The sequence below is a fragment of the Streptomyces sp. NPDC001153 genome, from assembly GCF_053598315.1.
This window is the reverse complement of the sequence record NZ_JBSFJZ010000016.1, coordinates 19,903-44,898: the sequence shown is the minus strand read 5'-3', so window position 1 is coordinate 44,898 and position 24,996 is coordinate 19,903. Positions and strand designations below refer to the sequence as shown.

Sequence of the window (24,996 nt, the reverse complement as noted above, 5' to 3'; positions counted from 1 at the left end):
CGGCTTGCCCGACTTCAGCCACCACGGGTTCCCAACCTGTGGACAACTCGCGCACAACCCTCGGAAGACACACGAACACAATCACACATAACGGTCATATATGTACCTAGCCTGACATAGCGCTCGCTGACGCTGCCCACAGCGATTGCGCACCTGTCCCGCTTCGGCTATTGGGAAGGACGGCCCAGCCATGCCCGCAGACCTCGCCGTCATCGGACTCGGCCCCTACGGTTTGCCGCTCGCCCAGGCCGCTGTCGCCGCGGGCATCCCCACCGTCGGCTATGCCACCGGCCCCGAGGCGGGCTCGCTCAGCCCCGCCGAGCTGCGCCGGATGCTCTCCGCGGGTTTCCGGCCCGGCACCGACCCGGCCCAGCTCGGCCGGGTGCGCACCGCGGTGATCTGCGCGCCGACCCCGCGCGGCGCCGACGGCGGACTCGACCTCGGCCAGGTGGAGGCGGCCGCCCGCGCCCTCGCCCAGCGGCTGCGCCCGCACACCACCGTCATCCTGGAGTCGCCGGTGCTCCCCGGCACCACCGAGGAGTACCTGCGCCCCCTGCTGGAGGAGGGCTCGGGGCTGCGCGCCGGCCGCGACTTCCACCTCGCCTACTCACCCAGCCGGGTCGACCCCGGCAACCGCGACCACGTCCCCGCCAACATCCCCAAGGTCATCGGCGGCCTCACCCCCGCCTGCACCGAGTCGGCCGCCGCCTTCTACGGCCGGATCACCGACAAGGTGGTACGCGCGCGTGGGCTGCGCGAGGCGGAGACCGTACAGCTGCTGGAGACCAACTTCCGGCACGTCAACATCGCGCTCGTCAACGAGATGGCCGTGCTCTGTCATGAGCTGGGCGTCGATCTGTGGGACGTGATCCGGTGCGCCGAGACCAAGCCCTTCGGCTTCCAGACGTTCCGACCCGGACCCGGCGTCGGCGGGCACGGCGTCCCGCAGGACCTGACCGGTCACGCCACCCGCACCCTGCGCATGGTGGAGCTCGCCCAGCAGGTCAACAGCCGGATGCCCCGGTACGTCGTCCAGCGCGCGGCCACTCTCCTCAACGAGCACGGCAAGTCCGCCCGCGGCGCGCGCGTGCTGCTGCTCGGCGTCACCTACAAGCCCGATCTCGCCGATCTGCAGGGCACCCCGGCCCAGGAGATCGCGATCCGGCTGATGGAGCTGGGCGCCTCCGTCAGCTACCACGACCCGCTCGTGGCCTCCTGGAACGTCCTGGAGCGCCCGGTCCCGCGCGCGGACTCGCTCTACGAGACCGCCGCCGAGGCCGACCTGACGATCCTGCTCCAGCAGCACCGCACGTACGACCTGCAGGGGCTGTCGGTGAAGGCGCAGCTGCTGCTGGACACGCGCGGGGCCACGCCCACCGGGGCGGCGCACCGGCTCTGAGCCCGGTCACGAACGGAAAACGGCCGGGGGCGTTGTCGTCCCCGGCTGTTAGTCTCCCCCGGACTCGCCGCACGCACGTGCACGGCGAGCGCACGCGCGCGTGCGCGGGCCTTCCGCATCCGTCTTCCAGTCGTGCTCCATCTCGGGGGGATTTCTGTCATGAGCCAGTCAGCACCACCGCCGCAGCCGCCCCAGCCCGGTCCGGTCGACGGCAACCCGTACGCCCAGAACGCGTACGCCCAGCCGGCCCCGGCCGGTGCGCCGTACCCGCCGCAGCCGGGCGCCCACGCGCCCCAGCCCGGCGCCTTCGCCCCGCCGGCACCGCCCGCGCCGGGCCGGAACAACCTCGTCCTCGGCCTGGTCGCCGCGGTCGTCGCCGCCCTGGCCGCCGCCGCGCTCTACGGCGTCGTCATCGGCGCCACCAAGCACGAGATCGGCTACGCGGCCGTCGGCGTCGGCTTCGTCGTCGGTGTCGCGGCGGGCAAGGCGGGCGGCCGCAACCCGGCACTCCCCGTGGTGAGCGCGATCCTCGCGCTCGGCGCGGTGTACGTCGGTCAGCTGGTCGGCGAGGCCATGATCATCGCGGACTACGTGCACGCGGGCTTCTCCGAGGTCTTCTTCGGCCACCTCAGCCTGGTCCAGGAGGCCTGGAAGAAGGACGCCGACCCGCTGACCTTCCTCTTCTTCGCCATCGCCGCGTTCGCCGCGTTCTCCGGCACCAAGAAGGCCGCCGCGTAACGCCTTCCCGCGAACGGCAGGGCCCGGCCACCTCCTCGGTGGCCGGGCCCTGTGCGTCGTGCGTGTCAGCGGCGGTGCTGGCTGTCCGCGACGGTCACCTCGACCCGCTGGAACTCCTTCAGCTCGCTGTAGCCGGTCGTGGCCATCGCGCGGCGCAGGGCGCCGAAGAAGTTCATCGAGCCGTCCGGGGTGTGGGACGGGCCGGTGAGGATCTCCTCGATGGTGCCGACCGTGCCCAGGTCGACCTTCTGGCCCCGCGGCAGCTCCTCGTTGACCGCCTCCATGCCCCAGTGGTGGCCCTTGCCGGGCCCGTCCGTGGCGCGGGCCAGCGGGGAGCCCATCATCACGGCGTCGGCGCCGCAGGCGATCGCCTTGGGCAGGTCGCCGGACCAGCCGACGCCGCCGTCCGCGATCACGTGCACGTACCGGCCGCCCGACTCGTCCATGTAGTCACGGCGGGCCGCGGCCACGTCGGCGACGGCCGTCGCCATCGGGACCTGGATGCCCAGCACGTTGCGCGTGGTGTGCGCGGCGCCGCCGCCGAAGCCGACCAGGACGCCGGCCGCGCCGGTGCGCATCAGGTGCAGGGCCGCGGTGTAGGTGGCGCAGCCGCCGACGATCACCGGGACGTCCAGCTCGTAGATGAACTGCTTCAGGTTCAGCGGCTCGTGCGAGGACGACACGTGCTCCGCCGAGACCGTCGTACCGCGGATGACGAAGATGTCCACGCCCGCGTCCACGACCGCCTTGGAGAACTGGGCGGTGCGCTGCGGGGAGAGCGCGGCGGCCGTGACCACGCCGGAGTCGCGCACCTCCTTGATGCGCGCGCCGATCAGCTCCTCCTTGATGGGCGCCGCGTAGATCTCCTGCAGGCGGCGGGTCGCCTGCTCGGCGGGCAGCCCGGCGATCTCGTCCAGCAGCGGCTGCGGGTCCTCGTACCGCGTCCACAGGCCCTCGAGGTTGAGCACGCCGAGGCCGCCCAGCTCACCGATGCGGATCGCGGTGGCCGGGGAGACCACGGAGTCCATGGGGGCGGCCAGGAACGGCAGCTCGAAGCGGTAGGCGTCGATCTGCCAGGCGATCGAGACCTCCTTCGGGTCCCGCGTACGGCGGCTGGGGACGACGGCGATGTCGTCGAAGGCGTACGCCCGGCGGCCGCGCTTGCCGCGCCCGATCTCGATCTCAGTCACGTCTGTGGCCTTTCCCTATGCGTTGCAGCGCCTTCCAGTATCGCCGACGGGTACGACAGAAGCCCTCCGTGGGGACGACAACGGCGGCCCCGGATGCTCCGGAGCCGCCGCCGCGCGACCTGCACGCGCCTTCACGCGCGCGTGGGCGTCACTTCTTGCTGCTGTAGTTCGGCGCCTCGACCGTCATCTGGATGTCGTGCGGGTGGCTCTCCTTCAGACCGGCCGAGGTGATCCGCACGAACCGGCCCTTGGACTCCATCTCCGCGATGGTGGCGGCGCCGACGTAGCCCATGGTCTGGCGCAGGCCGCCGACGAGCTGGTGCAGGACGTTGGCGAGCGGACCGCGGTAGGGCACCTGGCCCTCGACGCCCTCGGGCACGAGCTTCTCGTCGGTGGTGACGTCGGCCTGGAAGTAGCGGTCCTTCGAGTACGACCTGCCCTGGCCGCGGGACTGCATGGCGCCGAGCGACCCCATGCCCCGGTACGACTTGAACTGCTTGCCGTTGATGAACAGCAGCTCGCCCGGGGACTCCTCGCAGCCGGCGAGGAGGCTGCCCAGCATCACCGTGTCGGCGCCCGCGGCGAGCGCCTTGCCGATGTCACCGGAGTACTGCAGGCCGCCGTCGCCGATCAGCGGGATGCCGGCGGGACGGGCGGCGAGGGACGCCTCGTAGATGGCGGTGACCTGGGGGACGCCGATGCCGGCGACCACTCGGGTGGTGCAGATGGAGCCCGGGCCCACGCCCACCTTGATGCCGTCCACACCGGCGTCGATCAGCGCCTGGGCGCCGTCGCGCGTGGCGACGTTGCCGCCGACCACGTCGACGTGCACGCTCGACTTGATCTTGGACATCCAGCTCAGGGCGTTGCTGTTGTGGCCGTGCGACGTGTCGACGACCAGGAAGTCCACACCGGCCTCGGCGAGCGCCTGGGCGCGCTCCAGCGCCTCCGGGCTGGCACCGACCGCGGCACCGACGAGCAGCCGGCCCTCGGCGTCCTTCGCGGCGTTCGGGTACTTCTCCGCCTTGACGAAGTCCTTGACGGTGATCAGGCCCTTGAGGACGCCCTCGTCGTCGACGAGCGGCAGCTTCTCGATCTTGTGCTTGCGCAGCAGCTCCATGGCCTCGGGGCCGGAGGTGCCGACCTTGCCGGTGACCAGCGGCATCGGGGTCATGACCTCGTGCACGCGGCGGGTGCGGTCGCTCTCGAAGGCCATGTCGCGGTTGGTCACGATGCCGAGCAGCTTGCCGGCCGGGTCGGTGACCGGGACGCCGCTGATGCGGAACTTGGCGCACAGCGCGTCCGCCTCGGCGAGCGTGGCCTCCGGGTGCACCGTGATCGGGTCGGTGACCATGCCGGACTCGGACCGCTTCACCAGATCGACCTGGTTGACCTGGTCCTCGATGGAGAGGTTGCGGTGCAGGACGCCGACACCGCCCAGCCGGGCCATCGCGATCGCCATGCGGGACTCGGTCACCTTGTCCATCGCCGCCGACAGCAGCGGGATGTTCACCCGGACGTTGCGGGAGATGCGGGACGAGGTGTCGGCCGCGTTGGGGAGCACCTCGGATGCGCCCGGAAGCAGCAGCACGTCGTCGTAGGTCAGCCCGAGTGTCGCGAATTTTCCGGGCACTCCGTCGACGTTTGCAGTCATGACACCTTCCCCAAATGGCCTTGATCGGTGCGGATGTCCATGCTAACGGGAAGCATCGCTAGCAAATTCCACGGTACGGGGTGACTTCAGGCTTCGTATGTTCGTACGGAAGCGGAAGCATGCCTGTTCACCAAAGGGAGCTGCAGAGGCTTCGTACAAGGGTGTTACTGCTCGGCGAGCGCGCGCAGGCGGCTCAGTGCCCGGTGCTGGGCGACCCGGACCGCGCCGGGTGACATTCCCAACATCTGCCCCGTCTCCTCCGCAGTCAAGCCCACGGCGATGCGCAGCAGGAGCAGTTCGCGCTGGTTCTCGGGGAGGTTGGCCAGCAGCTTCTTGGCCCACTCGGCGTCGCTGCTGAGCAGGGCGCGCTCCTCGGGGCCGAGGGAGTCGTCGGGCCGTTCGGGCATCTCGTCGGAGGGCACCGCCGTCGAACCCGGGTGGCGCATAGCGGCACGCTGCAGGTCGGCGACCTTGTGGGAGGCGATGGCGAAGACGAACGCCTCGAAGGGCCGGCCGGTGTCGCGGTAGCGGGGCAACGCGAGCAGGACCGCGACGCAGACCTCCTGGGCGAGGTCCTCGACGAAGTGACGCGCGTCGCCGGGCAGCCGGGACAGCCGGGTCCGGCAGTAGCGCAGCGCCAGCGGGTGGACGTGGGCGAGCAGGTCGTGCGTGGCCTGCTGATCCCCGTCGACGGCGCGGTGGACGAGCGCACCGATCGCCCCGTGGGCCGTGCCCGCCTCGTCGTCGCGCATCGGTCCATGGTGCCTTGTGGCCGTCCGGTCCGTCGCATTGTGCTCGTGGTTGTGCACTGAAGCGTTATGAGCAGGCGCGCCGGCACTCATCTCCTGCGCCCTCCCCTTCCGCTCGACCGACTCGTCCCCGAGAGACTCCACATCTCAAGGATGCGGCATCCGCGGCGAAACGAGCAGCGCGCGTCGTGCGGGCCGACTTGCGCACCGTCCGCCGAAGCGCCCTGCGGAGCCGTACGCCGGGGGCACGGACAGCCCGACCGTGTACGTCGCGGGCCTCGCCGGGCGGCGCCGACCACGGGTGTTGCCGGAGTGGATCTCCGTGCGCGCTCACGGCCGGCCGCCTGCCGCGCGGTTCCCCGGATGTGACCGGGTCCACCCCTCGACGGCACACCACGGCCGCTTCCACGGGCAGCCGAAACCCCCGTCAGAGCTTCTCACCGGCCCCACCTCCTCGAGCGGACCGGGACCAGGACCGGACGCGCCGATACGACACCGGACCCGAGGGGCCCGGTGGCCCACACCACGCACGGACGCCGCGTCGTGCATGGTGATCGTCCCCACCACGCATGGGCGGCGCGTCGTGCATGGTGATCGTCCGCCCATGCCAGGGCCGGGCAGGACACGCCCGCCCATGACGGCCACGCCGCGCGCGGCAATGCTGGGCAGGACGCCCTTCCACGGCCGCCACGCCGCGCCATGCACCGCTGCGCAGACTCACCCGCCCACGGCAGCCACACCCCGCATTGGCGACCGTTCCCCACACAGCGCTTGGCGCGGCGCCCCGCAGGGCGGTCGTCGACGCCGCAGACGAGCGCGCGCCCGCGCCGGCCACGGCGGCGCGGGGCAGGACGCGCCTGTACGTGCGACGGAGCCGCAGTGCAGTCCCGCGCACGCGCGCGTGCCGCCAGGGCGTGCCGGTACGGACTCGGGGCCGACGGCGCCGCCGAAGGGCATGCTCGTCCGGCTGCGCGCGGGGCCGAGGCACGGCGCTTCGGCGCCTGAGCCCGGCGCGGTGCCGTACGTGCGTCGCCTTCGGGTCGGCAGTCGGCCCGGGGACTCCCCGAGGGGCCGGTGGGACGTTGCGCTGCTGCCAGGGGAGGCGGATATGCGTCCGGCTCCGGGAGTGGCACCCGGCGCCGGAGCGGCCCCGCCCGCCCCGCAGGGCTGGGCACTGTCTACCGGACCAGTCCCCAGCGGAAGCCGAGCGCCACGGCGTGGGCCCGGTCCGAGGCGCCGAGCTTCTTGAACAGACGCCGCGCGTGCGTCTTGACGGTGTCCTCGGAGAGGAACAGCTCGCGGCCGATCTCCGCGTTGGAGCGGCCGTGGCTCATGCCCTCCAGGACCTGGATCTCGCGCGCGGTGAGCGTGGGCGCGGCGCCCATCTCGGCCGAGCGGAGCCGACGCGGGGCCAGTCGCCAGGTCGGGTCGGCGAGGGCCTGCGTCACCGTGGCCCGCAGCTCGGCGCGCGAGGCGTCCTTGTGCAGGTAGCCCCGGGCGCCGGCGGCGACCGCGAGGGCCACGCCGTCCAGGTCCTCGGCCACGGTGAGCATGATGATGCGCGCGCCGGGGTCGGCGGACAGCAGGCGCCGCACGGTTTCCACGCCGCCCAGGCCGGGCATGCGCACATCCATCAGGATGAGGTCGGAGCGGTCGGCGCCCCAGCGGCGGAGGACTTCCTCGCCGTTGGCCGCCGTCGTCACACGCTCGACACCGGGCACGGTCGCGACCGCGCGGCGGAGCGCTTCTCGGGCAAGCGGGGAGTCGTCGCAGACGAGGACGGATGTCATGACCGCCCTCCGCAGCTGATGCGCGTCACCTTGAGCCTCCAGGCTGGTACGGAATCGTCACCTGTGCGGTCGACCGTCTCGGACGCCTGCCCGAGCTCTTGTGTTTTCAACCGCCTCCGCACTCTCAACGACGGTCACTCGAAAGAGTTACGGGGCTACATGCCGTCTTCGGCACTCTACGTGAGGGCCTCGACACGGTGCAGACACGAACAACAGACCCTCAACTTTTCATCACAACTATGCCCCGTTTGGCCCCTTTTCTTCCCGTTTCGCAGTGTCTGAGGCTAGATTCGCAATGAGTCATATTTTCATCTCCTTAGACCGGAGATGTACGGTCGTTGGCACCGTATCCGCTCAGAACGGCTACAAGGGGTCACGTAATGGCAGATTTCTCCCGCCTTCCCGGACCGAACGCGGACCTGTGGGACTGGCAGCTGCTGGCCGCCTGCAGGGGCGTGGACAGCTCGCTCTTCTTCCACCCCGAGGGCGAGCGCGGGGCGGCTCGGAGCGCTCGCGAGAACTCGGCCAAGGAGGTCTGCATGAGGTGCCCTGTCCGCGCGGAGTGCGCGGCGCACGCGCTGGCGGTACGCGAACCGTACGGCGTGTGGGGCGGCCTGACCGAGGACGAGCGTGAGGAGTTGATGGGGCGCGCGCGCAACCGCCTGGTGACGGCTTCGGCCGCCGGCGCGGACACCGCCCCGAACCACTGAAGGAACGTTTTTGCATCCACAGACCACCGGATGCACTCATCCCCCCCCAGGGCACGCCGCCTCGCCACGTGCGTGCCCTCGACTCTGCCGGCGCCACCCGGCCGGGTTCGGTCCGCCGGCCGTCGGGCGGGACTCGGTCCGCTAGCCGCGCCCCGTCGCCCGGGCCAGCTGTTCCAGCGTCGCCGCCACGGCCGGCACGTGTGCCAGGTCGGGCAGGGTGAGGGCGACGATCTCACGCCGTACCGCCGGTTCCAGCCGGACCGTGCGCACGCCCCTGGGCCGTACCGACTCCACCGCCAGCTGGGGCAGCACGGCGACGCCCAGACCCGCGCCGACCAGTCCGGCCACCGCCGGATAGTCGTCCGTGGCGAAGTCGATGCGCGGGGTGAAACCGGCCCCCTCGCACACCTCGACCAGCTGGCCGCGGCAGCGCGGGCAGCCCGCGATCCAGGGCTCCTGGGCCAGCTCACCGATGGCGACGCTCTCCGCGCGCGCGAGCCGGTGCCGCTCGGGCACCAGCGCCACCAGCCGGTCCATCAGCAGGGGCCGTACGACGAGGTCGTCCCAGTCCTCCGCGACCGCCGCGCCCTCGTAGCGGAAGGCCAGGGCCAGGTCGCAGTCGCCCTCGCGCAGCAGCTCGACGGACTTCGGGGGCTCGGCGTCCTCCAGGGAGACGCGGGTGCCGGGGTGGGCTGCGCGCAGGGCGGCCAGCGCGGTGGGGACCAGGGTGGAGCTGCCGCTGGGGAAGGAGACCAGCCGGACCCGGCCGGCGCGCAGGCCCGCGATGGCGGCGACCTCCTCCTCGGCCGCGGTGAGCCCGGCGAGGATGCCGGAGGCGTGCCTGACCAGGGCCTCCCCGGCCTGGGTCAGCCGCATCTCGCGGCCGCTGCGGACCAGCAGCGGGGTGCCGACCGAGGTCTCCAGGGCCTTCATCTGCTGGCTGACGGCGGGCTGGGTGCAGCCCAGTTCGCGCCCCGCAGCCGAGAAGGAACCGGTGGCGGCGACGGCGCGCAGGACGCGGAGATGACGGGCCTCGATCACCCTTAGAGTATAAGCGCAGCTTGGGGATGATGCGCGATATTCGCTCGACGCTTTGAGGTGCGGTCCCGTACCGTGCGGTCATGAAGCTTCTCTCGGTCAATCTGGGCCGCCCGCAGCCGGTGCCGTACACGGACCAGGCGGAGGGTGTGACAGGCATCGACAAGAAGCCGGCCGAGGGGCCGGTGCGGGTGGCGGCGCCGGGCCCCAAGGGCGTCGGTGGGAGCGGCCTGGCCGGGGACGCGGTGTGCGACCTGCGGCATCACGGCGGGCACGACCAGGCGGTGTACGCCTTCGCGCGCGAGGACCTCGACGACTGGGAGCGCGAACTCGGCCGACCGTTGGCCAACGGTTGCTTCGGGGAGAACCTGACGACGGACGGCCTGGACGTCTCCGGCGCGCTGATCGGCGAGCGCTGGCGGATCGGTTCCGGGGTGGTCCTGGAGGTGACCTCGGGCCGGATCCCGTGCCGTACGTTCCAGGGCCATCTGGGCGAAGGCGGCTGGGTCAAGAGGTTCACACAGAAGGGCGCAACGGGTGCCTACCTCCGGGTGATCGAACCGGGTGAGATACGGGCGGGCGATCCGATCGAGATCGTGCACCGCCCGGACCACGGGGTGACGGCGGCGCTGCAGTTCCGCGCGGTCACCACCGAGCGGGAGCTGCTGCCGCGGCTGCTCGCGGCGGGTGAGGCGCTGCATCCGGAGGCGCTGGCGAAGGCCCGCAAGTACACGGCGGAACAGGCGGGCTGAGCGGCCGTCACCCACGAGCACGGCGATCCGGCCGGGCCGAACAGGCCCACCGGGAGGCCCGGGAGGCCGGTGCGGGGCGGAGCGTACGCCGCGCGGGTCCGCCCCCGCGCAGGTCCCGCGCACCACGCCCCACGCGCCGCGGCTCGGAACCCGTGTGGGCCAACTGCCGTGTCCGAGGGCAGCGGACGCGCTCGCTCCGGGTCACTAACCTTGGGTCATGACAACGGCTCTGATTACGGGATCGACCGCGGGGATCGGTGCCGCGTTCGCGCGGCGGCTGGCGGCTGACGGGCACGACCTCGTCCTGGTGGCCCGGGACACCAAGAGGCTGCGCGAACAGGCGACCGAACTGCACGACCGGCACGGCATCGAGGTGGAGGTGCTGAGCGCCGACCTGGCCGAGGACAAGGGCATCGAGGCGGTGGCCGACCGCCTCGGCGACCGGAAGAACCCGGTCGACCTGCTGGTCAACAACGCCGGCTTCGGCAACAAGGGCCGCTATCTGGACGTGGCGCTGGCCGACGAGCTCAGGATGCTCAAGGTGCACTGCGAGGCGGTGCTCCGGCTGACCTCGGCGGCGACCGAGGCGATGCGCGAGCGGGGCCGGGGCGGTGTCGTCAACGTCGCCTCCGTGGCCGCCTTCGTCCCCCGGGGCACCTACGGCGCCTCCAAGGCCTGGGTCGTGCAGTTCACGCAGGGCGCGGCGAAGGACCTGGCCGGCAGTGGCGTCCGCCTGATGGCCCTGTGCCCCGGCTTCGTGCGCACCGAGTTCCACCAGCGGGCCGGGATGGGCACGGACAACATCCCCGGCTGGATGTGGCTGGACGCCGACAAACTGGTCGGGGCGGCCCTGTCCGACCTCGCCCGCGGCAAGTCCCTGTCGATCCCCGACCCCCGCTACAAGGCGCTGATGGGCCTGGTGAAGGTCACCCCGCGGGGACTGCTGGGCGGGATCACGTCGAAGACGGGGCGCAGGTACGGGCCGCAGTAGCGGACGGGTGGCGCTGCCGTCACGGTGCGAAAATGAGCGTGACACAGACCGGGCCAGGGGGGCCGGGAGGCGGCGTCATGACCTTCGTACAGCTCATCGAGTGCCGGACGAGCCGGCTGGACGAGATGAACCGGCTCATGGACGACTGGGTCGCGCAGACCAAGGGGAAGCGGACGGCGACGCACGCGCTGGTCGGCAAGGACCGGTCGGACGCGTCGCACATCGTCGAAGTGGTGGAGTTCCCGTCGTACGAGGAGGCGATGCGGAACTCGAACCTCCCGGAGACCGGCCGGACCTTCCAGGGGATGGTCGCGCTGTGCGACGAGATGCCGACGTTCATCGATCTGGACGTCGTGCGGGACGAACGGCTGGCCGAGGACACGGTGCGGCGGTTCTTCGCGGCGCTGCAGACCTCCGGTGAACTGCCGCCGCTCAACGACGTGCTGGAGGAGGACATCCACAGCCACGATCCGGTGAACCCCCAGGACACCATCGGGCTGGACAACGCCCGCAGCGAATTCCGGATGTGGCGCGGGGGCTTCGACTTCACGTTCACGCTCGAGGACGTGCTCGCCCAGGGCGACCGGGCCTGCGCACGGTGGACCTGGAACGCCACGCACAACGGCGACTTCCTCGGCATCCCGCCCACCGGCAGGCAGGTCACCATGTCCGGGTTGACGCTGTTCCGCCTCACGGACGACGGCAAGATCGCCGAGATGTGGTGGCAGCACGACCAGCTGGGTCTGATGCAACAGCTGGGTGCGCTGGACGAGTTGGAGCACTAGAAGACGCGCGAGCGTGAACCTTAGACCACCTGGAGGTGGTGCTTCAGCGCCGCGGCGATGCTCGCGGTGTCTCCGGCCGCGGGCATGCGCCACGATTCCGTCCTCCGTCACGAACCGGAAGCACAGCCGCCGCGGGCGGGGAAAAGGGCGAAGGCCCGGCTCCCCCGCAGGGAACCGGGCCTTCGTGCGAGCGTGTCGGGCTCAGTGGGCGTGGCCGTGGCCGTGGCCCGCGGCGGCCGGCTCTTCCTCTTCCTTCTTCTCGACGACCAGGGTCTCGGTCGTGAGCAGCAGGGAGGCGATGGAGGCGGCGTTCTCCAGGGCGGAGCGGGTGACCTTCACCGGGTCGATGACGCCGGCCTTGACCAGGTCGCCGTACTCGCCGGTGGCGGCGTTGTAGCCCTGCCCCTTCTCCAGGTCCTTGACCTTGGAGACGATGACGTAGCCCTCCTGGCCGGCGTTCTCGCCGATCCAGCGCAGCGGCTCGACGACGGCGTTGCGGACGACCGCGACACCGGTGGCCTCGTCGCCGGTCTTGTCGAGGTTGCCCTCGAGGACCTTGGAGGCGTGGACCAGGGCGGAGCCACCACCGGAGACGATGCCCTCCTCGACCGCGGCGCGGGTCGCGGAGATGGCGTCCTCCAGACGGTGCTTCTTCTCCTTCAGCTCCACCTCGGTGGCGGCGCCGACCTTGATCACGCACACGCCGCCGGCCAGCTTCGCGAGGCGCTCCTGGAGCTTCTCGCGGTCCCAGTCGGAGTCGGTGTTCTCGATCTCGGCCTTGATCTGCGCGACGCGGCCGTGCACGTCCTCGGACTTGCCGGCGCCGTCGACGATGGTGGTGTCGTCCTTGGTGACGGTGACGCGGCGGGCGGAGCCGAGCACCTCGAGGCCGGCCTGGTCGAGCTTGAGGCCGACCTCCTCGGAGATGACCGTGGCGCCGGTGAGGATCGCCATGTCCTGCAGCATCGCCTTGCGGCGGTCGCCGAAGCCGGGGGCCTTCACCGCGACGGCGTTGAAGGTGCCGCGGATCTTGTTGACGACCAGGGTCGACAGGGCCTCGCCCTCGACGTCCTCGGCGATGATCAGCAGCGGCTTGGAGGCGCCGGCCTGGATGACCTTCTCCAGCAGCGGCAGCATGTCCTGGATGGAGCTGATCTTGCCCTGGTTGATGAGGATGTACGGGTCGTCGAGGACGGCCTCCATGCGCTCCTGGTCCGTCACGAAGTACGGCGACAGGTAGCCCTTGTCGAAGGCCATGCCCTCGGTGAAGTCCAGCTCCAGACCGAAGGTGTTGGACTCCTCGACGGTGATGACACCGTCCTTGCCGACCTTGTCCATCGCCTCGGCGATGAGCTCACCGACCTGCTGGTCCTGGGCGGACAGCGCGGCGACGGCGGCGATGTCGGACTTCTCGTCGATCGGGCGGGCCGAGGCGAGCAGCTCGTCGGAGACGGCCTTGACGGCCGCGTCGATGCCCTTCTTCAGGGCGGCCGGGGAGGCGCCGGCGGCGACGTTCTTCAGGCCCTCGCGCACCAGCGCCTGGGCGAGCACGGTGGCGGTGGTGGTGCCGTCACCCGCGATGTCGTTGGTCTTGGTCGCCACCTCCTTCACCAGCTGGGCGCCGAGGTTCTCGTACGGGTCCTCGATCTCGACCTCGCGGGCGATCGTGACACCGTCGTTGGTGATGGTGGGGGCGCCGAACTTCTTGTCGATGACGACGTTGCGGCCCTTGGGGCCGATCGTCACCTTCACCGTGTCGGCCAGCTTGTTGACGCCGCGCTCGAGGGCGCGACGGGCGTCCTCGTCGAACTTCAGGATCTTCGCCATGACAGCGGGAGCCCTCTCGGAAATCTATGGGTGACAAGACAACTGCGCCCCGGACGCCCGGCTTCTTTATCGGTCGCGGGGGCCAGGGGCGCAGCTCAGGAGCAAAAGAATGCTCGGGGTGAATTACTTCTCGATGATCGCGAGCACGTCGCGAGCCGAGAGGACGAGGTACTCCTCGCCGTTGTACTTCACCTCGGTGCCGCCGTACTTGCTGTAGAGGACGACGTCGCCGACCTTGACGTCGAGCGGAAGGCGCTCGCCGTTCTCGAACCGGCCCGGGCCCACGGCGAGGACGGCGCCCTCCTGGGGCTTCTCCTTCGCGGTGTCCGGGATGACCAGGCCAGAGGCCGTGGTCTGCTCGGCGTCCAGCGGCTGGACCACGATGCGGTCCTCGAGCGGCTTGATGGCAACCTTGGAGCTGGCGGTCGTCACGATCCGACCTCCCCCTTCGGAGATCTCACGGGGTTAACTGTCTGAGGTGGCGACCAGGTCGATCCGTCGTCGCGGGTGCCGGACCTGCCCGTCGCTTTGTTGGCACTCTCCAGGGGGGAGTGCCAGAGCCGAGACTATGACCGCGATTAGCACTCGGTCAAGCGGAGTGCCAATGCCGTGCGGCGCGTCGGCGGAATCTCGTCCGCGCCGGGTTCCTGGTGGGCCGGTGTCGCCCCGCCGTCCCGGGGGCTGCCGCCCCCAGATCCCCGCTTCGGCCTGAACGGCCTCGTCCTCACACGCCGGACGGCTGTTTTTCGCCGACCGGCGCCGAAAAGGGCTCTACAGATAGTCCTCCAGCCTCCCCACCGTCAGCCCCCGCTGCTGCACCCTCCGCAGCACCCTCGCCGTGCGTTCCCGCTGGCTGGGGCCCGGCGTCTCGTCCGGGCCGACCAGGATGACGTCGCCGGGGCGCAGGTGGTGTTCGCCGTGGGTGTAGGCGAGCTCGGTCGGGGTCATCGCGGCGCGCCAGAGGACGACCGTGGAGATGCCGCAGTCTGCCGCCGCGCGCAGGGTGGTGGTGTCGTACGCGCCGTACGGCGGGCGGAAGAGCCGGGGGCGCAGGCCGAGGCGGGATCCGAGCCTGTCCTGCTGGCCGCAGATCTCGGCGCGCTGCCCGGCGTACGGCAGTCCGGCCAGCGCGCGGTGGTCGAGGGTGTGGTTCTCGATGCCGGCGCCCAGCCCGTGCAGGCGGGCGAAGTGGCCGTAGCCGGGGCCGACGGCGCTGTCGGTGAGGAACATGCTGACCGGCAGCCGGAGTTCGCGGACCATGGCGACGAAGCGGGGGTCCTTCTCGGCGCCGTCGTCGTAGGTGAGGAAGACGACCCGGTCGCGGGTGGGGACGTGGTCCAGGACGCGGGGCAGGGCGGCACGGTCCCCGGTTCGCGGGCCGAGGGGGAGGGCGCGGGCGGCGGGCTGCGGAGGGCGGGCGAGGGGCTCGGTCAGGCCCCAGCGGCGGTAGGTCCGGTCGGGGGCGGGCCCGTGCGGGTGCACTCCCTCGGCGGCCTTCTTGCCGAGGCGTTCGATGGGGTCGACGGACTGGGCGCAGCCGGTGAGGAGGAGGGCCGAGGCGAGGAGGGCGCCGGCGTACCGGACCGGGCGCCGCCCGCGGCCGGCTCTCCCGCGCACCGCCCCCGGCCTCACAGGTAGTCCTCCAGGCGGGCCACGGCGTAGCCCTCGCGCGTGACCTTGTTCAGGAAGCGGCGCATGTCGTCGACCATCGTGCCGTTCCAGTCGGAGCGGCCGCGGAAGTGGGTGAGGACGATGTCGCCGCGGCGCATCTTCTGGTCGTCCTCGCGGTACTCCCAGTGGTCGACGTAGACCTCCTCGTTCCAGATCGGCGCGTACCTGATGCCGCAGGCCTTGGCGGCGCGCAGGGTGTCCTGGTTGTAGTTGCCGTAAGGGGGCCGGAAGACCGTCGGGCGCCGGCCGAACTGCTTCTTCATGATGTCCTGCATGCCGCAGATCTCGTGCTTCTGGTCCTCGTAGGACAGGCCCGGCAGGTAGGGGTGGTGCAGGGTGTGGTTGTCGAGGGTGTGGCCGTAGGACTGCATCGTGCGGAAGTAGCCGTAGTCGTCCTTGACCAGGTAGTTGCTGAGGAAGGCGGTGTAGGGGATCTTCAGGTCCTGCATCATCCGCAGGAACCTCGGGTCCTTCTCCGAGCCGTCGTCGATGGTGAGGAAGACGATCTTCTGCTTGGTGGGGATCGTGGTGAAGACCGGGGGCAGGTCCCAGTCCTCCTGGTGGTCCACCTCGAAACCGGCCCGGGCGGCGATCTCCGGTTTGTTCCTGGGCGGCGGGGGCGGTGCCAGGGGGACCCGGGCCAGGCCCCAGCGCCGGGCGGCGGCGACCAGGCGGGCGTGTTCGGCGGCCTGGCGGGCATGTTCGGCGGCCTGGCGGTCCTGGGGACTCAGGACCTGCACGGGGCCGCCCTGGGCGGGCGCGGGGCGAGTCGCGTCGGAGGAGCCGGCGCAGCTGGACAAAAGGGCGGAACAGGCCAGGGCGGCGGCTCCGCAGCCGAGAGTGAGACGCCCACACCTGACCCGATTTTTATCTTTTTGTACGACTACTCGCATAGTGCCGGATCCTCCCAGGCCAGAGCCCGGAGCCCGGGCCGACACCGCCGCCGGAAGGCGCACGATCCACCGGCTGGCCCACAATGACCCGGTGAACGACCTCGCTCTCCTCCTCACCCCCGAAGGCCGTGCCCTCCTCGACGAGGTCCGCGACACCGCCCCGGCCGACGAACTCGCCGTCGCCACCCGGCTGCGCCGCGACCACCCCGCCGAGCTGGTGTCGGCCGCGCTCGGCCAGGCCCGGCTGCGGCAGCGGGCGGCGGCGAAGTTCGGGGCGGCGGACGCGGGGCGGATGTTCTTCACGCCGAACGGGGTCGAGCAGTCGACGCGGACGAGTGTGGCGACGTACCGCGCGCAGCGGCTCAGGGGCCTCGGCGTGACCTCCGTGGCCGACCTGTGCTGCGGGATCGGCGGGGACGCGATCGCGTTCGCCCGGGCGGGGATCCGGGTGCTGGCCGTGGACCGCGATCCGGTGACCGCCGCCGTGGCGCGGGCGAACGCCGAGGCGCTGGGGCTGGGCGAGCTGGTCGAGGTGCGCGAGGCGGATGTCACTCGGGTGGACACGGGCGGGTACGACGCCGTGTTCGTGGACCCCGCCCGGCGGGGCGGGCGGGGAAGGATCTTCGATCCGGAGGCGTACTCGCCGCCCCTGTCCTGGGCGGTCGAGGCCGCCCGCACGGCACCCCGCGCGGCCCTGAAGGTGGCGCCGGGCATCCCGCACGAGGCGGTGCCCGACGACGCCGAGGCCGAGTGGATCTCGGACGGCGGAGACGTGAAGGAGGCCGTGGTGTGGTTCGGCACCGAGCCGGGCGCGGTGCGCGCCACCCTGCTGCCCGGGCCGCGCACCCTCCTCGGCGAGGGGCTGCCCGACCCGGAGGTCCGGCCGGTGGGGCGCTATCTGTACGAGCCCGACGGCGCCGTCATCCGCGCCCATCTGGTCGCCGAGGTGGCGCAGCACCTGGACGGCGGCCTGATCGACCCCACCATCGCCTACGTCACCGCCGACGAACCGCACCCCACCCCGTACGCCTCCGCCTACGAGATCACCGACCATCTCCCGTTCAACGTCAAGAAGTTGAAGGCCCTGCTGCGGGAGCGCGAGGTCGGCACGCTGACCGTGAAGAAGCGCGGGTCGGCCGTCGAGCCGGAGGAACTGCGCAGGAAGGTCAAGCCGCAGGGGCCGAACGCGGCGACCGTGTTCCTCACCCGGGTCGCGGGGGCGCCGGCCATGCTGATCGGGGCGCCCGCGCCGCTGTGACCCCTCAGTGATCGGCGAGGGAACGGATTCTCGTCAGCAACAGCTGCCGCTCGCGTTCGTTGCGGGCCAGGCCGGCCGCGCGCTCGAACTCCGCGCGGGCCTCCGCCGTACGGCCGAGGCGGGCGAGGAGATCGCCGCGGACGCTGGGCAGCAGGTGGTAGTCGCGCAGGGCGGGTTCGGCGGTCAGGGCGTCCACGAGCTTCAGGCCCTCGGCCGGGCCGTCGGCCATCGACACGGCGACCGCGCGGTTCAGCTCGACCACCGGTGACGGGGCGCGGGTGGCCAGCAGGCCGTACAGGGTGGCGATGGCACGCCAGTCGGTCTCCTCGTAGCGGTGGGCGTGCGCGTGGCACGCGGCGATGGCCGCCTGGAGGGCGTACGGGCCCGGGGCACCGGTCGCTGTGGCGCCGGCCCGGTCCAGCGCGCGGATGCCGCGGGCGATGAGCATGCGGTTCCAGCGGCGGCGGTTCTGGTCCTTCAGCAGCACCGGCTCGCCGCCCGGACCGGTGCGGGCGGCCGTGCGGGACGCCTGGAACTCCAGCAGCGCGGTCAGACCGTGCACCTCCGGCTCCTTGGGCATCAGCGCGGACAGGACGCGGGCCAGGCGCAGCGCGTCCTCGCACAGGCCGGGGCGCAGCAGATCGTCGCCCGCGGTGGCCGCGTAGCCCTCGTTGAAGATCAGGTAGATGACGTCCAGGACGGAGCCGAGGCGGGCCTCGCGGTCGGGGCCGTAGGGCACCTCGAAGGCGACGTTCTGCTTCGCCAGGGTGCGTTTGGCGCGGACGATGCGCTGGGCGATCGTCGGCTCCGGGACGAGGTAGGCCCGGGCGATCTCGGCCGTGCTCAGGCCGCCGAGCAGGCGCAGGGTGAGCGCGGTGCGGGCCTCGGGCGACAGCACCGGGTGGCAGGCGGTGAAGACGAGCCGGAGCAGATCGTCGTCGATGTCGTCCGGGTCGGCGGGCTCGTCGTACGACGGCGGGGCCGTCTCCAGGTCCCGGCCGATCTCCTGCAGCTTGCGGGCGTAGGTCTCGCGGCGCCGGATCAGGTCGACGGCGCGGTGCCGGGCGGTCGCCATGAGCCAGGCGCCGGGGTTGCCGGGCACGCCGTCGCGGGGCCATTGCTCCAGGGCGGCGACCAGCGCGTCCTGCGCCAGTTCCTCGGCGATGCCGACGTCCCGCACGATCCGGGCGACGCCGGCGATGACCCGGGGCGACTCCAGGCGGAAGACGGTCTCGATCGTGTGCGCGGCGGTGGGCGCCGCGGTGGGCTGTGGTTCCACAGCCCACCATGCAACACCGCCGTACGGCACGGCGCCAGGCACTCAGCCCTCGGCGATCTCCCGCACCTCACAGGTCACGGTCCAGAAGTCCTCGTGGACCTGCAGGAACCGCTTGGTCCACTCCAGGGCCTCGGCCTTGTCCTTGCACTGCATGAGGGCGTAGCCGCCGACGGCCTCCTTGGTCTCGGTGAACGGCCCGTCGGTGACGGAGATCCTGCCGCCCTCCCAGCGCACCCGGGTGCCCTCGGCGGACGGGGTGAGCCCGGCGGTGTCGAGCATGACGCCGGCCTTGGTGACCTCCTCGATCAGCTCGCCCATCCGCTGCATCAGCTCGGGGCTGGGGCCCTCGGCGGGCGCGGAGGACTCGTCGATGCGCACGAGCGACAGGTAGCGGGGCATGGTGACTCCTTCGGTCGGGCGGCGGGGTCTCTTCCCCGCCGCTCACCCGTGCGTCGAACGGGAGGCACCCGGATCGACACGCTCGCCGAAGATTTTTCCGGCGGATTTTTCCGACGAACCTGTCCGGTCCTCGTCGGGGCCGTACCGGCTCAGCGCAGGGACGCCCACAGCTCGGTCGCCGCGGGCTCCTTCGCGATCACCCGGTTGGGGTCGGAGGGGGCGGTGACGACCGGCATCATCACCGTCCTCACATGGTCGGCCGTGAGGCCCTTCAGGCTCTGGCCGAGCCGCATCAGCTCGCTCAGGGAGTCCAGGCCGGTGTCGGTGGTGAGGCTCGCGGTGACCGCGTCGGCGACCCGGTACAGCTTGGCCGGGTCCGTGAGCAGGTCGGTGCCGGCCATCTGCTCCAGCAGGTCCTTGACCAGCATCTGTTGCAGTCCTATGCGGCCGAGGTCGCTGCCGTCGCCTATGCCGTGCCGGGTGCGGGCGAGCGCGAGGGCCTGGGTGCCGTTCAGATGGTGGCCGCCGGCCCGCAGGTGCAGATGGCTGTAGTCGTCGTCGATGTCCTGCGTGGTGGTGACGTCGACCCCGCCGAGCGCGTCGACCAGCTTGGCGAAACCGGAGAAGTCGATCTCGATGTAGTGGTCCATGCGGACGTTCGTGATCGACTCCACGGTCTTCACCGCGCACACCGGCCCGCCCACCTCGTAGGCGGTGTTGAACATCGCGCCGTACGCCTGCGCCGTCGAGCCGCCGGAGGCGAGCGGGCAGGACGGGCGGGTGACGAGGGTGTCGCGGGGGATGCTGACGACGGTGGCCTTCGTACGGCCCGCGTCGATGTGCACGACCATCGCCGTGTCCGAGCGGGCTCCGGAGCTGTCGCCGCCGCCGAGCTCCTTGTTGGCCTTGCCGCTGCGCGAGTCCGAGCCGAGGACCAGGATGTTCAGGGAGCCGGTCGGCAGCGGGGAGGCGGTGGCCGCCGGGGCGATCACCGCCCTCGCCGGGCGGTCGTCGCCGAGCGCGCTGTTGATGTCGACGCCCTTGATGTTGTGGTTGAGATGCCAGTACGCATAGCCGGCCACGGCCGTGCCCAGCACCAGGAATCCCGCCAGAGTGAGGCCGACGGCCTTCAGCGCTCCCGACCGCCGGCCCACTCGTCTGCCCGCGTCGCCTTGCTCCTCTTGTCGCGTCACGGTCAGGAACGTAAGTCCGAATTATTAGGGGACTGTTAGCGGAAGCTGCGAGAACCCGCTTTCTTGGGAAATTCTCATCCCAACGCCGCCCCGTAAGCCGGGGAAAGCCATCCGAAAGTTTCGGTCAGCCAACCGATTTGCTTCGGGGCAGTGTGGGGGGGCGCCCACCTCATCCGTCACACGGCCGCGGGCGAGGCCGTGCTGCTGCGGACGACAAGGCTGGTCGCGAGCTCCACCCGGGTCGCCGCCCGGTCCTGCCGCTCGCGCCCCAGCTCCAGCACCAGCCGGGCGGCGGCCTCGGCCATCTCGGTCAGCGGCTGCCGTACGGTCGTCAGCGGCGGGCCGACCCAGCGGGCCACCGGCAGATCGTCGAAGCCGACCACACTGAGGTCCTCCGGGATGCGCAGGCCCAGCTCACGAGCGGCCTCGTACAGCCCGAGCGCCTGCAGGTCGTTGCCCGCGAACACGGCCGTCGGCCGGTCGGGGCGGCGCAGCAGCCGCAGACCCAGGCGGTAGCCGGCGTCGTGGTGGAAGTCGCCGGCCACGATCAGCGAGGGGTCGACGGGCAGGCCGGCCGTCTCCAGGGCGGCGCGGTAGCCGTCGACGCGGGCCCGGCTGCACATCATCCTCGACGGGCCGCTGATCGCGCCGATCCGGGTGTGGCCGAGCTCGACCAGATGGCGGGTGGCGGCGAGTCCGCCCTGCCAGTTGGTGGCGCCGATGGACGGCACGTCCGGGCCGGGGTCGCCCGCCGGGTCCATCACCACGAACGGGATGGAGCGGCTGGTCAGCAGGGCCCGCTGGGACTCGTCGAGCCCGGACAGCACCAGCACCACGCCGTGCGGGCGGCGCGCGGCCACCTGGTCGGCCCAGGTACGGCCCGGGGTGAGCCGGCCGGCCGACTCGGACAGCACGACGCTCAGTCCGGCGTCCCGGGCCACGTTCTCCACGCCCCGGATGACCTCCAGCGCCCAGGCGCTCTCCAGCTCGTGGAAGACCAGGTCGATCAGCGGGGAGCGGGACGCCTCGGCGCGGCGGCGCCGGTAGCCGTGGGCGCGCAGGAGCTCCTCGACCCGGGTGCGGGTCGCGGGGGCGACATCGGCACGGCCGTTGAGCACCTTCGAAACAGTCGGAGCCGACACCCCGGCCGCACGGGCGATTTCGGCGAGGGTCGCCGTCTGCGTTTCTGCGGGCTTCGAAGGCTTCATGCCCGCGATCGTATCCCCGCCGTTACCCCTTGACGAAGGTCTGTGCGCGCCATAGGTTCCCGGAACATTCGATATCTCTAGCGAAACATTCGATACCATTCGTGAGCGACAGTCAGAGTGACGGGAGTTCCATGACCACCGCTCCTTGGCGCGACCCCGCCCTGCCCGCCGACGCGCGCGTGACCGACCTGCTCGCCCGGATGACCCTTCAGGAGAAGGCCGCCCAGCTGTACGGCGTGTGGGTGGGCGCCGCCACGGACGGCGACGGCGTGGCCCCCCTGCAGCGCGAGATGACCGCCGACGTCGACTGGGACGAGCTGATCACCCACGGCCTCGGCCAGCTGACCCGCTCCTTCGGCACCGCCCCCGTGGACCCGGCCCTCGGCGCCCGGGCCCTGGCCCGCGCCCAGCGCCGGATCGCCGCCGCCGGCCGCTTCGGCATCCCGGCCGTCGCCCACGAGGAGTGCCTGGCCGGGTTCACCGCCTGGCGCGCGACGGCCTACCCGGTGCCGCTCGCCTGGGGCGCGGCCTTCGACCCGGCGCTGGTGGAGGAGATGGGCCGGCGCATCGGCCACGACCTGCGCGCGTCCGGCGTCCACCAGGGCCTCGCCCCCGTCCTGGACGTGGTCCGCGACCCGCGCTGGGGGCGGGTGGAGGAGACGATCGGCGAGGACCCGTACCTGGTCGGCACGATCGGCACGGCGTATGTACGCGGCCTGGAGTCGGCCGGGGTCGTCGCCACGCTCAAGCACTTCGCCGGGTACGCGTCCTCGGCGGGCGCCCGCAATCTGGCGCCGGTCCGGGCGGGCGTACGGGAGTTCGCGGACCTCACCCTTCCCCCCTTCGAGATGGCGCTGCGCGAGGGCGGGGCCCGTTCGGTGATGGCGGCCTACACCGAGACCGACGGCGTGCCCGCCTCCGCCGACCCTCGCCTGCTGACCGAGCTGCTGCGCGAGGAGTGGGGCTTCACCGGCACGGTGGTCGCCGACTACTTCGGCATCGGGTTCCTTCAGAGCCTGCACCGGGTCGCGGCGGACGAGGCGGAGGCGGCGCACCGGGCGCTGGCCGCGGGCATCGACGTCGAGCTGCCGACCGTGAAGTGCTACGGCACCCCGCTCGTCACCGCCGTACGCGAGGGACGAGTCCCGGAGTCGCTGGTGGACCGGGCGGCCCGCCGCGTGCTGCTGCAGAAGTGCGAGCTGGGCCTGCTGGACCCGGACTGGCGGCCGGAGCCGCGGGGCACGGTGGACCTGGACTCGGCGGAGAACCGGGCCGTGGCCCGGCGGCTGGCCGAGGAGTCGGTGGTGCTGCTGGACAACCCCGGCGGGCTGCTGCCGCTGGCCCCCGGCACCCGGATCGCGGTGGTCGGCCCGCGCGCGGCGGACCCGCTCGCCATGCTCGGCTGCTACTCCTTCCCCGCCCACGTCCTCACCCACCACCCCGGCGTCCCGCTCGGCATCGGGATCCCCACGGTCCTGGACGCCCTGCGCACCGAACTCCCGGACGCCAAGGTCACGTTCTCCGAGGGCTGCGGCGTCTCGGACCCGGACACGAGCGGCTTCGCGGAGGCGGTGGCGCGGGCGGCGGAGGCGGACGTGTGCGTGGCGGTGCTCGGCGACCGGGCGGGCCTGTTCGGCCGGGGCACCTCGGGCGAGGGCTGTGACGTGACCGACCTCCAACTCCCGGGAGTGCAGGGGGAGTTGCTGGACCGGCTGGTGGCGACGGGAGTCCCGGTGGTGCTGGTCCTGCTCACCGGGCGGCCGTACGCCCTGGGCCGCTGGCACGGCCGGCTCGGCGCGGTCGTCCAGGCCTTCTTCCCGGGCGAGGAGGGGGGACCCGCGGTGGCCGGGGTGCTGTCCGGCCGGGTGAACCCCTCAGGGCGGCTCCCGGTGAGCGTGCCGCGCGTGCCCGGCGGCCAGCCCTGGACCTACCTCCAGCCCCCGCTGGGCCTGGCCGGAGAGGTCAGCAGCCTGGACCCGACCCCGCTGTACCCGTTCGGCCACGGCCGCTCGTACACGACATTCACCTGGGAGGACGTCCGCGCCCCCGGGGCCGAGATCCCGACCGACGGCTCGTACGACCTCTCCGTCACCGTCCGCAACACCGGAGACCGCGCGGGCGCCGAGGTCGTCCAGCTGTATCTGCACGACCCGGTGGCGAGCGTGACCCGGCCCGACGTACGGCTGATCGGGTACCAGCGGGTGGAACTGCCGCCGGGCGTGTCCCGCCGGCTGACCTTCCGCTTCCACGCCGACCTGTCCTCGTTCACGGACCGCACGGGGGCACGGGTGGTGGAGCCGGGCGCGCTGGAGCTGCGGCTGGCCGCGTCGAGCACGGACGTACGGCACCGGGTGCGGCTGCGGCTGACGGGGCCGGTCCGGGCGGTCGGGCCCGGGCGGCGACTGCGGTGCGATGTGGTGGTGTCCCAGGGAACCGATTGAACCTCAGGGGGCGGGTGGAACGTATTGAGTCACGGCGAAGCACAGCGAACGTGCTTTCGCAAGACCCCTGACACGGGCGTTCAGGATGCTTTCAGGTTGCCCCTGACAGGGTCGTTGATCACCTGACACCCCCCACAGGAGCAACCTTGACGTCCGTGACGACCACGAAATCCGTCATGAAGAAGCTGCCCGAGGTCACCCTCGCGTTCTGGATCATGAAGATCGCGGCGACGACCCTGGGCGAGACCGCGGGCGACCTGTTCGCGCAGACCCTCAAACTCGGCTATTTCCTCACCACCATCGCCCTGTTCCTGGTCTTCGTGGTGACGCTGGTGGTCCAGCTGCGCTCCGCGCACTACAACCCGTTCTTCTACTGGACCGTGATCCTGTCGACCTCCATGGCCGGCACCACCATGTCCGACTTCATGAACCGGGACGCCAGCGAGAAGTACCTCGCGAACGGCGCGACACGCCTCGGCTGGGGCCCGCAGGGGCTCGGCCTCGGCTACCCGGAGGGCGCCGCGATCCTGATCTCGATCCTGCTGCTGATCTTCCTCGGCTGGAAGCTGAGCGGGATGACCTTCCAGATCACCGAGATCGTCACCTTCCGGGGCGAGGCCCTGTTCTGGTCGGCGATCCTCGTCTCCAACACCCTCGGCACCTCGATGGGCGACTTCCTGTCCGACAGCTCGGGCCTGGGCTATCTGGGCGGCGCGTCCCTGGTGACCGGCCTCCTCCTGGTCCTCTTCGCCCTGATGAAGGTCCCGGCGGTGCCGAACGTCCTGCTCTTCTGGATCGCCTTCGTGCTGACCCGCCCGCTGGGCGCCACGGCCGGCGACTTCCTGACCAAGCCGGTCGCCAAGGGCGGCCTGGACCTGGGGACGGCCGGTTCCTCGGCGGTGCTGCTCGCGGTGCTGTTCGGGCTGATGGGATACGCGCAGGTGAAGGAACGGCGGGCCGCGGCCCACGCTTTCGGCGGCCCCGAGGCGGCGGCGGTCCAGCCCGAGGAGGCCGGGCGCCGGTAACGCGAA

The 24,996-nt window shown here is 71.7% G+C and carries 22 protein-coding genes; 9 read left to right on the top strand and 13 right to left on the bottom strand.

The genetic code is table 11. The features are described 5' to 3' along the window. Positions 1–190 precede the first annotated feature (190 nt). Both ACWDEN_RS19745 and ACWDEN_RS19740 read left to right on the top strand, forming a co-directional pair. Positions 191–1,399 carry a nucleotide sugar dehydrogenase gene (locus ACWDEN_RS19745; RefSeq protein ID WP_351614345.1) on the top strand — a complete coding sequence of 403 codons (1,209 nt, stop codon included), beginning with the start codon at positions 191–193 and terminating at the stop codon, positions 1,397–1,399. A gap of 159 nt (positions 1,400–1,558) precedes the next feature. Further along, positions 1,559–2,137: a hypothetical protein gene (locus tag ACWDEN_RS19740; protein ID WP_450859764.1), complete on the top strand. Its 579-nt coding sequence runs from the start codon at positions 1,559–1,561 to the stop codon at positions 2,135–2,137. Positions 2,138–2,202: 65 nt separating this feature from the next. On the opposite strand, the gene ACWDEN_RS19735 is transcribed toward ACWDEN_RS19740, so the two are convergent. The 4 genes from ACWDEN_RS19735 to ACWDEN_RS19720 form a co-directional block, all read right to left on the bottom strand. Beyond that, positions 2,203–3,327: a GuaB3 family IMP dehydrogenase-related protein gene (locus ACWDEN_RS19735; RefSeq protein ID WP_351614351.1), complete on the bottom strand. Its 1,125-nt coding sequence runs from the start codon at positions 3,325–3,327 to the stop codon at positions 2,203–2,205. Between the two features lie 148 nt (positions 3,328–3,475). Beyond that, positions 3,476–4,981: an IMP dehydrogenase gene (gene guaB / locus ACWDEN_RS19730; protein WP_450859763.1), complete on the bottom strand. Its 1,506-nt coding sequence runs from the start codon at positions 4,979–4,981 to the stop codon at positions 3,476–3,478. A 164-nt stretch (positions 4,982–5,145) separates the two neighbouring features. After that, positions 5,146–5,733, bottom strand: coding sequence for a sigma-70 family RNA polymerase sigma factor (locus ACWDEN_RS19725; protein WP_228621181.1), 588 nt, complete (start codon positions 5,731–5,733; stop codon positions 5,146–5,148). 1,175 nt (positions 5,734–6,908) lie between these two features. Beyond that, the gene (locus ACWDEN_RS19720) at positions 6,909–7,520 is read right to left on the bottom strand and encodes a response regulator transcription factor (protein ID WP_003948568.1); all 612 of its coding nucleotides are present in this window, start codon (positions 7,518–7,520) and stop codon (positions 6,909–6,911) included. Positions 7,521–7,900: 380 nt separating this feature from the next. Between ACWDEN_RS19720 and ACWDEN_RS19715 the strand changes: the two genes are divergently transcribed. Then, positions 7,901–8,230: a WhiB family transcriptional regulator gene (locus ACWDEN_RS19715; RefSeq protein WP_351210476.1), complete on the top strand. Its 330-nt coding sequence runs from the start codon at positions 7,901–7,903 to the stop codon at positions 8,228–8,230. A 141-nt stretch (positions 8,231–8,371) separates the two neighbouring features. Here the strand turns inward: ACWDEN_RS19715 and ACWDEN_RS19710 are convergent, their stop codons facing one another. Continuing rightward, positions 8,372–9,271, bottom strand: coding sequence for a LysR family transcriptional regulator (locus ACWDEN_RS19710; protein ID WP_351614357.1), 900 nt, complete (start codon positions 9,269–9,271; stop codon positions 8,372–8,374). 80 nt (positions 9,272–9,351) lie between these two features. Here ACWDEN_RS19710 and ACWDEN_RS19705 point away from each other — a divergent pair, with 80 nt between their 5' ends. The 3 genes from ACWDEN_RS19705 to ACWDEN_RS19695 all read left to right on the top strand — a co-directional run bounded on the left by ACWDEN_RS19705 (position 9,352) and on the right by ACWDEN_RS19695 (position 11,796). Beyond that, positions 9,352–10,020, top strand: a complete 669-nt coding sequence (locus tag ACWDEN_RS19705; RefSeq protein WP_351614359.1) for an MOSC domain-containing protein — start codon at positions 9,352–9,354, stop codon at positions 10,018–10,020. 217 nt (positions 10,021–10,237) lie between these two features. Next, positions 10,238–11,011 carry an SDR family NAD(P)-dependent oxidoreductase gene (locus tag ACWDEN_RS19700; protein WP_351614362.1) on the top strand — a complete coding sequence of 258 codons (774 nt, stop codon included), beginning with the start codon at positions 10,238–10,240 and terminating at the stop codon, positions 11,009–11,011. Positions 11,012–11,088: 77 nt separating this feature from the next. Further along, positions 11,089–11,796, top strand: coding sequence for an ester cyclase (locus tag ACWDEN_RS19695; RefSeq protein WP_450859762.1), 708 nt, complete (start codon positions 11,089–11,091; stop codon positions 11,794–11,796). Between the two features lie 201 nt (positions 11,797–11,997). Here ACWDEN_RS19695 and groL read toward each other — a convergent pair whose 3' ends face one another. The 4 genes from groL to ACWDEN_RS19675 form a co-directional block, all read right to left on the bottom strand. Then, positions 11,998–13,623 carry a chaperonin GroEL gene (gene groL, locus ACWDEN_RS19690; protein ID WP_351614368.1) on the bottom strand — a complete coding sequence of 542 codons (1,626 nt, stop codon included), beginning with the start codon at positions 13,621–13,623 and terminating at the stop codon, positions 11,998–12,000. A 123-nt stretch (positions 13,624–13,746) separates the two neighbouring features. Further along, positions 13,747–14,055: a co-chaperone GroES gene (gene groES, locus ACWDEN_RS19685; protein WP_039652762.1), complete on the bottom strand. Its 309-nt coding sequence runs from the start codon at positions 14,053–14,055 to the stop codon at positions 13,747–13,749. Between the two features lie 339 nt (positions 14,056–14,394). Beyond that, positions 14,395–15,240 (bottom strand): polysaccharide deacetylase family protein, encoded by an 846-nt coding sequence (locus ACWDEN_RS19680; protein ID WP_450859761.1) that lies wholly within the window; start codon positions 15,238–15,240, stop codon positions 14,395–14,397. An 11-nt stretch (positions 15,241–15,251) separates the two neighbouring features. Beyond that, a complete protein-coding gene (locus ACWDEN_RS19675; RefSeq protein ID WP_450859760.1) occupies positions 15,252–16,187 on the bottom strand; it encodes a polysaccharide deacetylase family protein in 936 nt (311 codons plus the stop codon). Between the two features lie 91 nt (positions 16,188–16,278). On the opposite strand from ACWDEN_RS19675, the gene ACWDEN_RS19670 reads away from it, so the two are divergent. Continuing rightward, positions 16,279–17,445 carry a class I SAM-dependent methyltransferase gene (locus ACWDEN_RS19670; protein ID WP_450859759.1) on the top strand — a complete coding sequence of 389 codons (1,167 nt, stop codon included), beginning with the start codon at positions 16,279–16,281 and terminating at the stop codon, positions 17,443–17,445. A 4-nt stretch (positions 17,446–17,449) separates the two neighbouring features. On the opposite strand, the gene ACWDEN_RS19665 is transcribed toward ACWDEN_RS19670, so the two are convergent. From ACWDEN_RS19665 to ACWDEN_RS19650, 4 genes are all read right to left on the bottom strand, one after another. Next, positions 17,450–18,724, bottom strand: a complete 1,275-nt coding sequence (locus ACWDEN_RS19665; RefSeq protein ID WP_450859758.1) for an RNA polymerase sigma factor — start codon at positions 18,722–18,724, stop codon at positions 17,450–17,452. Positions 18,725–18,766: 42 nt separating this feature from the next. After that, a complete protein-coding gene (locus ACWDEN_RS19660) occupies positions 18,767–19,123 on the bottom strand; it encodes a YciI family protein (RefSeq protein WP_351614382.1) in 357 nt (118 codons plus the stop codon). 149 nt (positions 19,124–19,272) lie between these two features. Continuing rightward, on the bottom strand, positions 19,273–20,316 hold the full coding sequence (locus ACWDEN_RS19655; RefSeq protein ID WP_450859757.1) for an LCP family protein: 1,044 nt from the start codon (positions 20,314–20,316) through the stop codon (positions 19,273–19,275). A 176-nt stretch (positions 20,317–20,492) separates the two neighbouring features. After that, entirely contained in the window at positions 20,493–21,524 is a 1,032-nt protein-coding gene (locus tag ACWDEN_RS19650) for a LacI family DNA-binding transcriptional regulator (RefSeq protein WP_351614387.1), read from the bottom strand. Positions 21,525–21,655: 131 nt separating this feature from the next. Between ACWDEN_RS19650 and ACWDEN_RS19645 the strand changes: the two genes are divergently transcribed. Together ACWDEN_RS19645 and ACWDEN_RS19640 are read left to right on the top strand one after the other, a co-directional pair. Beyond that, the gene (locus tag ACWDEN_RS19645; RefSeq protein ID WP_450859756.1) at positions 21,656–23,965 is read left to right on the top strand and encodes a beta-xylosidase/alpha-l-arabinosidase; all 2,310 of its coding nucleotides are present in this window, start codon (positions 21,656–21,658) and stop codon (positions 23,963–23,965) included. 155 nt (positions 23,966–24,120) lie between these two features. Further along, positions 24,121–24,990 (top strand): COG4705 family protein, encoded by an 870-nt coding sequence (locus ACWDEN_RS19640; protein WP_450859755.1) that lies wholly within the window; start codon positions 24,121–24,123, stop codon positions 24,988–24,990. Positions 24,991–24,996 lie beyond the last annotated feature (6 nt).